Here is a 9,355-nt window from a genome sequence, read left to right on the forward strand (position 1 = left end):
GGCCCGGTGGGGCGCGCGGGCCTGGCGGGGCCGGGCACGACCGGATGGCCGTGCGCGGTCCCGCCGGGCGGTCAGGCCGGCGCCGACGCGGTCGTCGGCGCCGCGCCCTCAGGCGTGCTGCGGTACGCGGTCCACGGCGTCCGCTTCCGCTGCCGCCGCGCCGTCCCCCGGGTCCGTGTCCTGGGAGACGGGACGCCAGCGGTCGGGGGCGTGCTGTTCGACCACACCGTGCTCGGCCAGACCCAGCAGGTGCTTGGCGATGGTGCGGGTCTGGTAGCCGACCCGGGCCGACAGCTCCTCGACCGTCAGCCCGTCGACGCCCGCCTCCCGCACCTCCTGCCATGTCCGGGCCGCGCTCTGCCCCAGCCCGCCGTCGCGCGCGGGCGTACGGAAGAGCACACCGAGCGACTCGGGCGCGTGTGCGGGCGCCGGCACGGACGCGGGCGCCGACGGGGCGGCGCCCGCGGGGTGTTCCGCGAGGGCGGTTCCTGCCGCGGGGGCAGGCCCTGCCGCCGGTTCGGGCGAGGCCGCGGGTCCGGTCCCGGCGGCACGGGCGGAGACGGCCTCCGGGGCGGGCACGCGTTCGTCCGCGGATACGGGTTCCGGCGCGTCGCCACACGTGGGCGCGGGCTCGGGCACGGCGTCGCGCGCGGGCGCGGGCGCGGGGTCGGGGTCGGGCGCGGGGTCGGGCGCGGTGGCGCGTGCGGGAACGGGCGCGGACTCGGACGCGGTGGCGTGTGCTGGAACGGGCGCGGACTCGGACGCGGTGGCGCGTGCGGGCGCGGGCGCGGGGTCGGGCGCGGTGGCGCGTGTGGGCGCGGGGTCCGGCGCGTCCTCCCCTGCCGGCGCGGCGGACAGCGTCGCGGCGTCGGGCGCGGGTGCGGGACTCGGCGCCGCGGCCGGGAGCAGCCCGGTCGCGGTGGCCTCGGCCGGCTTCGGGGGGCGAGCCGTCGGGATGGTGGCCGCCCGGGTGGCCGTCACCCGGGCGGCGGGGCCGACCGGGCGGGGCGTGCGGTTGACCTGGCGGTGCTTGCGTCCCCTCTGGCGCTTGCTCATCGCGCGCTCACCTGCCCGAGGGGCCGCCGCGAGATAAGCCGATCAGGGTGTCGTCGTGCAGTGATCATGTGGGGCTTAACGAAAGAACCGGCCGCAGGTCGATCCGCCGATCGGGGTCAGCCGGGGCCCGCCGTGCTGTTTCTCGGCTCCAGCGAGGTGCGCAGCACGACGGTCTGCAGCGGTTTGGCCGACCCCGCGATGCGCTCCTGCAGCAGGGTCGCGGCGGCCTCGCCGAGGTCGTAGGCGGGCAGGTGGACGGTGCTCAGCGACGGGTGGATCAGCGAGGCCCACGGCACGTCGCCGAAGGAGAGGAGGCCGAAGCCGGGCGGTGCGACACCGGCTTCGCGCAGCGCCCGCAGCGCACCGACCGTCATCAGATTGTTGGCGACGAACACGGCGTCCGGCGGGACGTCGTAAGCCAGCAGCTCCTTCATCGCCGAGTAGCCGCCCTCCACGCGGAAGTCGGCGTGCCGGGTGTGGGCGCGGATCCAGTCGTCGGGTACGTCCGCGTCGCGCAGTGCGGCGCGGTAGCCGGCGAGGCGGTCCTCGGAGGTGGAGGCGCCGGCCGGTCCTGTCACGCAGGCGATGCGCCGGTAGCCGCGTTCGAGCAGGTGTGCGGTCGCGTCCTCGGCGCCGTGCTGGTTGTCGACCATGACCGCGTCCACCTGGGCTGCGCGGGGGCGGCGGTCCACCGCGACGACGGGCATGCCCCGCTCGGCCGCCGCGGACAGGTCGGTGCGCCTGCGGGAGGCGGCTGCCACCACGAGTCCCGCCATGTGCTCGGCGAGTGCCACATCCAGGTAGCGGCGCTCCTTGTCCACGTCCTCGTCGGTGTTGCACAGGACGACCGAGAGGTTGGTGCGCTGAGCGGCGTCCTCCACCCCCCGGGCCAGTGCGGTGAAGAAGGGGTTGCCGATGTCGGGGATGAGCAGCCCGATGACGCTGGCGCGCTGGGTGCGCAGCGAGCGGGCGACCCGGTTGGGGGAGAAACCGAGCGTGTCGGCCGCCTCGCGTACCCGTCGGGCGCGTTCGGCCGTGACCCGGCCTCCGTTGAAGACGCGCGAGACGGTGGCGGGCGACACCCCGGCGACGCGCGCCACATCACTGATGGTTGCCACCCGTCCCCCTCGCTTCCGGCGTCGGCCCGCGCCACCCTATGGGTGAACCCTACTCGTCCTGAAATCGATTTCTCATCCGGCCCGACGCGTCGGCGCCCGCAGGGCGCCGGTACCGGTGGCCGCCCCGGGGCCTGCTCCCCTGGCCGGTCCGGTCCGGCTCAGGGGAGCAGGCCGTGGCGGCGCGCCGCCGCCACGGCGTGGTGGCGGCTGTGGACGCCCAGCTTGCGGGTGGCGCTGCGCAGGTAGGCCTTGACGGTCTCCGGCTCCAGGCAGAGGTACTGGGCCGCCTCGGCGTTGGTGCAGCCGAGGGCGACGTAGGAGAGGACGTCCAGTTCGCGCGCGGACAGGTGCGGACGGCTCGCGGACGCGTCGGTCTGCCCGCCGTCCGGGGCCGGAGCGGCGCGCAGGAAGCGGTCGCAGGCGTGGCGGAGCCGGTCGCGCAGCGCGGTGTCCTCGATCTCGTGGGCGATACCGCGCAGTTCGGCGTGCAGGTCGCGCAGTGCGTCCAGACCGGGCGAGGGCGGGGCCGGGGGCGGGGCCTCGGCGGCGGTCTCCAGGAGGCGGACGCGCCGGTCCACCTCGTCCCGCACGGCGAGCTCGCCCGCCAGCCGCCGTGCGGCGTCCATCAGCGCGGCGGTGGCGCGTTCGCCCAGCGGCGCCGCGTCGCGGACGGCTGCGTAGAGCACTCCGCGTACTCCGCTGCGCACCGCGACGGGGGCGGCGACGATGGCGCGGATGCCCTCCTGGCGCACCGGACTGTCGTAGTCGTGGGTGATGCTGGTGGCCGGGACGTAGTCGTTGACCGCGAGGGGGCGCTGGTGGGCCAGCACGTAGCCGCCCAGCCCTCTGCCGGGTCCGACGCGCAGTCCGCTCATGGAGTCGGTCAGTGTGCCGGTGAACTCCGTCAGCCGCAGCGTGCCGTCTCCCACTTCGCCGCCGAAGACGCAGCGCACGCCGGTGCGTTGTCTGGCCAGACGCAGGGCGTGCCGGAAGGCGTCCGCGTCGTGGGGGCGCAGCAGCTCCCGCACGCCCGGCGTTCCGCCGGACGTGCGGGAGCGGGAGGGGGAACGGTCGGGGGAAGGCAACCTCGGCTCCTGGGCTACGGAACGGTGATCACTGTGGTTTCCGCTGGTCGTTCTCGCGCGCCGCGCGCGGCACGGCGGCACGGGAGATGCCCGTGCCGGGCGCTGTCGTGCCGGGGCCCGGTGTCAGCAGCTCGATCGACTTCTCGCGCATCTCCACCTTGCGTATCTTGCCGGTGACGGTCATCGGGAACGCGTCGACGACGTGCACGTGGCGCGGGATCTTGTAGTGGGCCAGCTTCCCCGAGCAGAACTCCCGTACGCCGTCGGCCGTCAGGGCCGCCGCGCCCTCCCGCATCCGTATCCACGCCATCAGCTCCTCACCGTAGCGCTCGTCCGGCACGCCGACGACCTGTGCGTCGAGAACGTCCGGGTGGGTGTGGAGGAACTCCTCTATCTCGCGCGGGTAGATGTTCTCCCCGCCGCGGATGACCATGTCCTTGATGCGGCCCGTCACGCTGACGTATCCGTCCGCGTCCATCACCGCGAGGTCGCCTGTGTGCATCCAGCGGGCCGCGTCGATGACCTCGGCGCTCGCCTCGGGCTGCTCCCAGTACCCGAGCATCACCGAGTAGCCGCGGGTGCACAGTTCGCCGGTCTCCCCGCGGGGCAGGCACCGGCCCGTCGCCGGGTCGACGACCTTCACCTCCAGGTGCGGGCCGACCCGCCCGACCGTGGAGACCCGCCGCTGGAGCGAGTCGTCCGCACGGGTCTGGGCGGAGACGGGTGAGGTCTCCGTCATGCCGTAGCAGATGGACACCTCGGACATCCCCATCCGGTCGATGACCTGCTTCATCACCTCGACCGGGCAGGGCGATCCGGCCATGATGCCGGTGCGCAGGCTGCCGAGGTCGTAGGAGGCGAAGTCGGGTTCGGCCAACTGCGCGATGAACATCGTCGGTACCCCGTACAGGGAGGTGCACCGCTCCTCCTGCACGGTGCGCAGAGTCGTCTTCGCCTCGAACGCGGGGGACGGGATCACCATGCAGGCGCCGTGGCTGGTGGCGGCCAGATTGCCCATCACCATGCCGAAGCAGTGGTAGAAGGGCACCGGCAGGCAGATGCGGTCGGCCTCGGTGTAGCCGCACAGTTCGCCGACGAAGTAGCCGTTGTTGAGGATGTTGTGGTGGGAGAGGGTGGCGCCCTTGGGGAAGCCGGTGGTGCCCGAGGTGTACTGGATGTTGATGGGATCGTCGGCGGAGAGGGTGGCGGCGATGCCGTCGAGGGTCCGGCGGGCGTGCTCGGACCCCTGCGCCCGGCCCTGGGCGACCAGCGCCTCCCAGCCGCCTGCCGGCTGCGTCCCGGAGGAGTCCGTGCCGCCGATCAGCACGACGTCGGTCAGCCCGGGGCACGCGGGGCGCACCTGTTCGATCATCGCCGCGTAGTCGGAGCTCTTGTGGCTGCGGGCGGCGACCAGGGTGCGGACGCCCGCCTGCTGGAGCACGTATTCCAGTTCGTGCACGCGGTAGGCGGGGTTCACGTTGACGAGGATCGCGCCCAGCTTCGCCGTGGCGTACTGGGTCAGCGTCCATTCGGGGCAGTTGGGCGCCCAGATGCCGACCCGCTCTCCCTTGCGCACGCCGAGACCGTGCAGGCCGAGCGCGAGCGCGTCCACGTCGGCGGCGAAGTCCCGGTAGCTCCAGCGGCGGCCACCGGCCACGTCGACCAGCGCCTCCCGGTCCCCGTACGCGGCGACGGCCCGGTCCAGGTTCTCCCCGAGGGTGTCGCCCAGCAGTGGCTTCTTCGACGGCCCCGAGGCGTAGCTGCGGGCAGGGCCGCCGGACCGGGGCGGGCGCGGCGCTGCGGGGGCACTCTGCGGAACGGATGCGGGCACGGGTGGCCTCCACGGTGGTCCGTCGGGTGTCGTGGGTCACAGGTACCGGTAGCGGGGACCGCCGCGCTACCCCTCACCGGGGGTAGCGCACCCGGCAACCCGCGGGCCGTGGATACCTGTTCGCGCTCCGCGCCGGAATGGTCTTGGCTGGCGTCCATGAGGATTGTTGTGACCACACCCACCGGACATGTCGGCTCCCGCGTCGTCCCCCTGCTCCTCCAGGCGGGTGTCCGCCCCACGCTCCTGGTGCGGGACCCCGCCCGACTGTCCGAGAACGTGCGCGAGCGCGCCGAGGTGGTGCGCTGCGACCAGGGCGACGGCGAGGCGGTGGTCAGGGCGACCGAAGGTGCCGACGCGCTGTTCTGGGTGGACCCGCCCACCGACGACGAGGACCCGGTCGAGGGATACGCCCGGATGGGCGCCAACGCGGCGCGCGCGGTGCGGGAGAACGGCATCGGCCGCACCGTCTTCCTCAGCAGCGCCGGAGCGGAGAAACGCTCGGGGGCCGGGGAGATCGACGGGCTCGGCCGCACGGAGGAGATGCTGAACGCGACCGGCGCACACGTGCTCCACCTGCGGTGCGGCTTCTTCTACACGAACCTGTTCTTCGAGGTGGAGACCCTGCGCACCGAGGGCGTGCTGCGCACCACGCTGCCGCTGGACTACCCGATGCCGTGGGTGGACCCCCGCGACATCGGGGACGTCGCGGCGGCGCGCCTGCTGTCGCCCGGCTGGACGGGGCAGCACACCCAGGCGGTGCACGGCCCCGCGGACCTGACCTACACCGAGGCCGCCGCGATCCTCACCGAGTCCGTGGGCCGCCCCGTGCGGGCCGAGCAGATCTCGGACGACGAGCTGCGCGCCGGGCTGCGGGCCGCGGGGCTCGGGGCCCAGCAGGTGGAGGGGGTCGTGGGGATGTCGGCCTGGATGCGCGACGGCTTCCGGCCCGAGGACCCGCGCACCCCGCTGACCACGACGCCGACCACCCTGGGGTCGTGGGCCTGGGAGCAGTTGCGTCCGCTGCTGTGACCCCGGCGGCTCCTCCCCGCCGGGCGCGCACCGTCCCCGGACGGCGCGCGCACGTCCCTGAATGGTGCGCGCACGTCCCTGGACGGCGGCTCGCGGGCCGTCATGAGCGTGCAGAAATGTACGCAAATGGGAGAATCGGCATGACGGGGCGCTTGCCCTGGCGACGCGACAGACGGACAGGGACGAGGAGGGCTGGGTGGTCGGCCCCGCGGTTGCACAGGTCAGAGTGCCGTACGTGGCACCGCCGCTGCTTCTGCTCGGGGGCGTGGCGGCGGACCTCTTCGCGCCCCAGCCGTACTACGGACTGCCGCTGCTGGCCTGCACCTCCATGGTGGCGGGCATGGTGTACTCCTTCCGGATCAGCGCCCTGTTCGCGTTCGCCGCCTGTGCGGCCGCCGCCGGGTCCGCCGGCTACACGGGCCGGCAGTCCTCGGCGCTCTTCACGGACGTGGCCGCTGTGCTGGTCGTCAGCCTGGTCGGCCTGTGGATCAAATGGCTCGTGGACCGCCAGGGCCACAACCTCGCCGTGGCACTGACCGTCGCCGAGGCGGCCCAGCGCGCCGTCCTGCCCGCTCCCCCCACCGACGTGGGGCCGCTGACCGTGGCGGACCGCTATGTGGCGGCACAGGCCGGGGCCGCGATCGGGGGTGACCTGTACGCGATCCAGGAGACGCCGTTCGGCATCCGGGCGCTGATCGGGGACGTGCGGGGCAAGGGGCTGCGTGCCGTCTCCGCCGTCTCGGTCGCGGTCGGTGCCTTCCGCGAGGCGGCCGAGCACGCGCCGACCCTGCACGACCTGGCCGACCGGCTCGACCGCGCCCTGGACCGCGAGGGCGGGCGGCGCAGGAACTCCGAGGACGACATCGAGGGGTTCGTCACCGCGCTGCTCGTCCAGATCCCGCCCAGTGGGGACACGGTCACCGTGCTCAACAGGGGACACCCGCCTCCCTACCTGCTGCACGACGGGACGGTCGTCTGTCTCGAGCCGACGCATCCCGAGTTGCCGCTTTCCACTGGTCTGGGCCCTTCCCGCGGTTCGCCTGTGGAGGAGACGTTTCCGCTCGCGCCGCGGGACTCCCTCGTGCTCGTCACCGACGGCGTGACGGAGGCCAGAAATCCGGACGGTGCCTTTTTCGACGTGCCGAGAGGGCTGGGGGGCGCGGGACCGCGGGGGGCGGACGAACTGGCGGAGGCGCTGGTCAAGGCCGTGACCGAGTGGACCGGGGGCCAGCGCCAGGACGACATGGCGGTGCTGGTGCTCACCCGTGGCGAGTGAGGCTTGTGACGTCCGGATGTGCGCGACGTCTTGACGGTGCATGGCCAGTGACTAAAGTCTAGACCAATCGGATGCCCCCCACCGAGGCCGGCGCGGTCGTGCCGTACCGGCCTCGCCGCCGGAGGAGTTGACATGCACAAGAAAAGGAAGCTGGCCGCGTTCATCGGTGCCGGACTCTCCCCGCTGTTCGCCCTCGGGCTCACCGCTACACCGGCGAGCGCCCACGGCTACATCAGCGACCCCGCCAGCCGTCAGGCGCAGTGCGCGGCAGGCGTCGTCGAGTGCGGATCCATCAAGTACGAGCCGCAGAGCGTCGAGGGCCCCAAGGGGCTCCAGGACTGCGCGGGCGGCAACGAGTCGTACGCCGAACTGCGGGACGACAACAAGGGCTGGAACGTCGCGAACGTCGGCAAGTCCGCGACCTTCAACTGGAAGCTGACCGCCGCCCACCGCACCACCACCTGGCAGTACTTCATCGACGGCCAGCAGATCGCCGAGTTCGACCAGGGCGGGGAGCAGCCGCCGTCCCAGCTCTCGCACGACGTGGACTTCGGGAGCTTCTCCGGCCGGCAGACCGTCCTGGCCGTCTGGAACGTCGCCGACACCGCCAACGCGTTCTACGCCTGCGTCGACGTCAACATCGGCTGAGGCCGGCTGAGCCCCCCGCAGGAGAGCGCCCTCTGTCCCGCCGCGTCAGCGGGACAGAGGGCGCTTCACGTGCGGGTCGCCGCACCGCAAGCGGTGCCGCGTCGCCTCGTCGGGACCCGCGTCGCCTCGTCAGAGCCCGTACAGCCGTCCGGACCCGTGCCGTCTCGTCAGAGCCCGTACAGCCGTCGTGCGGTACCGCCCGCGACCATCGCCGTCACCCTCTCGGCGTCGCCGCGTGACCACTCGCCGCGCTCCACCCACGCGGACGTCAGCCGCGTCATGGCCTCGCGGAAAAGCTGGGCGCCCACCAGGTACAGCTCGGGGAGGCCGTAGGCGTCGGTGGAGAAGAGGAGCTTCCCGAAGGGGGTCAGCTCCAGCAGCTCGGCGAGAACGGCGTGGGCGCGGGCGCCCGTGTGCGAGAGGGCGAGGCCGAAGTCGGCGTAGACGTGGGGGAAGACGGCCGCCAGGTAGCCGGCGCCGCGGTGGTACGGGTAGCAGTGCAGCAGGACGAGCGGGGTGCCGTAGGACGCGGTCGCGCGGACGAAGTCGGTCAGCAGCAGCGGGTCGCAGCGGTCGAGTCGCAGGTCGGGGTCGCCGAAGCCGGTGTGCAACTGGAGCGGCAGTCCGGTGCGTACCGCCGACCACAGCAGGTGGCGCTCCAGTACGGGATCGTTCAGCCGGCCGCCCGCCGCGCGTTCGGTCAGCCAGCGGTCGGCGGACGCGTGGATCCGGGAGGCCCCCGGGGGCGAGGGCTCCACGTCGAGGCCGCAGCGGTAGGCGACGACCGACTTGAAACCGCGCGCCGTCCGCGCGGCCTCACGGATTCCTTCGGAGACCTCGGTCAGGAAACCGCGGGTGTCGCGCGCGGTGTCCGCCGCGCGTTCGGCCAGCCGTTCGAGCCGGACGATCTCGTGCGCCTCCCCGCCTGACGTCTCGGCCAGCTCGCCGGGCGTGAGCAGGGGTCCTGGCAGCCCCGTGTCGACGAGGAACGTGCCGATACCGCTGGCCCGCAGCAGCCGCCCCGTCACCTCCGCTGTCCCCAGCTCGGCGCGGCGCTCCAGGTAGGCCTCGGGGCGGCAGTGCGGTTCCAGCCCGAGGACGGGCGCGCACCACCGGCGTACGGCGAAACCCAGCTGCGTGTCGAAGTAGCTGAAGGGCGCACAGGGCCCGCGGACGCCGTCGGGACGACTGGGCACATGGGCCTCCGTCAGATACCCCTCGAACGAGGTACGGCCGGGCCCCACCCGCAGTACCCCGTGGCAGTGCTGGTCGAGCAGCGGTGGGAAGGAGGGGAAGGACGGGAGGGGCGGGA

8 protein-coding genes are annotated in these 9,355 nt (G+C 73.5%); 3 read left to right on the top strand and 5 right to left on the bottom strand.

Annotated features, from left to right (window positions below):
* Window positions 1-108 precede the first annotated feature (108 nt).
* The 4 genes from AB8Z75_RS26755 to AB8Z75_RS26770 form a co-directional block, all read right to left on the bottom strand.
* Entirely contained in the window at window positions 109-1,056 is a 948-nt protein-coding gene (locus AB8Z75_RS26755; protein ID WP_369206317.1) for a hypothetical protein, read from the bottom strand.
* A gap of 116 nt (window positions 1,057-1,172) precedes the next feature.
* The gene (locus tag AB8Z75_RS26760) at window positions 1,173-2,174 is read right to left on the bottom strand and encodes a LacI family DNA-binding transcriptional regulator (protein WP_369206319.1); all 1,002 of its coding nucleotides are present in this window, start codon (window positions 2,172-2,174) and stop codon (window positions 1,173-1,175) included.
* A 158-nt stretch (window positions 2,175-2,332) separates the two neighbouring features.
* The gene (locus AB8Z75_RS26765) at window positions 2,333-3,259 is read right to left on the bottom strand and encodes a LuxR C-terminal-related transcriptional regulator (RefSeq protein ID WP_369206321.1); all 927 of its coding nucleotides are present in this window, start codon (window positions 3,257-3,259) and stop codon (window positions 2,333-2,335) included.
* 28 nt (window positions 3,260-3,287) lie between these two features.
* Entirely contained in the window at window positions 3,288-4,991 is a 1,704-nt protein-coding gene (locus tag AB8Z75_RS26770) for an AMP-binding protein (RefSeq protein ID WP_369206329.1), read from the bottom strand.
* A gap of 255 nt (window positions 4,992-5,246) precedes the next feature.
* On the opposite strand from AB8Z75_RS26770, the gene AB8Z75_RS26775 reads away from it, so the two are divergent.
* The 3 genes from AB8Z75_RS26775 (at window position 5,247) to AB8Z75_RS26785 (ending at window position 8,043) form a co-directional block, all read left to right on the top strand.
* Window positions 5,247-6,119: an NAD(P)H-binding protein gene (locus AB8Z75_RS26775; protein ID WP_369206323.1), complete on the top strand. Its 873-nt coding sequence runs from the start codon at window positions 5,247-5,249 to the stop codon at window positions 6,117-6,119.
* Window positions 6,120-6,354: 235 nt separating this feature from the next.
* On the top strand, window positions 6,355-7,395 hold the full coding sequence (locus tag AB8Z75_RS26780) for a PP2C family protein-serine/threonine phosphatase (RefSeq protein WP_369206325.1): 1,041 nt from the start codon (window positions 6,355-6,357) through the stop codon (window positions 7,393-7,395).
* Window positions 7,396-7,527: 132 nt separating this feature from the next.
* The gene (locus AB8Z75_RS26785; RefSeq protein WP_369206327.1) at window positions 7,528-8,043 is read left to right on the top strand and encodes a lytic polysaccharide monooxygenase auxiliary activity family 9 protein; all 516 of its coding nucleotides are present in this window, start codon (window positions 7,528-7,530) and stop codon (window positions 8,041-8,043) included.
* Between the two features lie 167 nt (window positions 8,044-8,210).
* Here the strand turns inward: AB8Z75_RS26785 and AB8Z75_RS26790 are convergent, their stop codons facing one another.
* A complete protein-coding gene (locus AB8Z75_RS26790; RefSeq protein WP_369206331.1) occupies window positions 8,211-9,320 on the bottom strand; it encodes an amidohydrolase family protein in 1,110 nt (369 codons plus the stop codon).
* Window positions 9,321-9,355 lie beyond the last annotated feature (35 nt).

It is taken from the genome of Streptomyces sp. PU-14G, assembly GCF_041028275.1.
GTDB lineage: Bacteria > Actinomycetota > Actinomycetes > Streptomycetales > Streptomycetaceae > Streptomyces.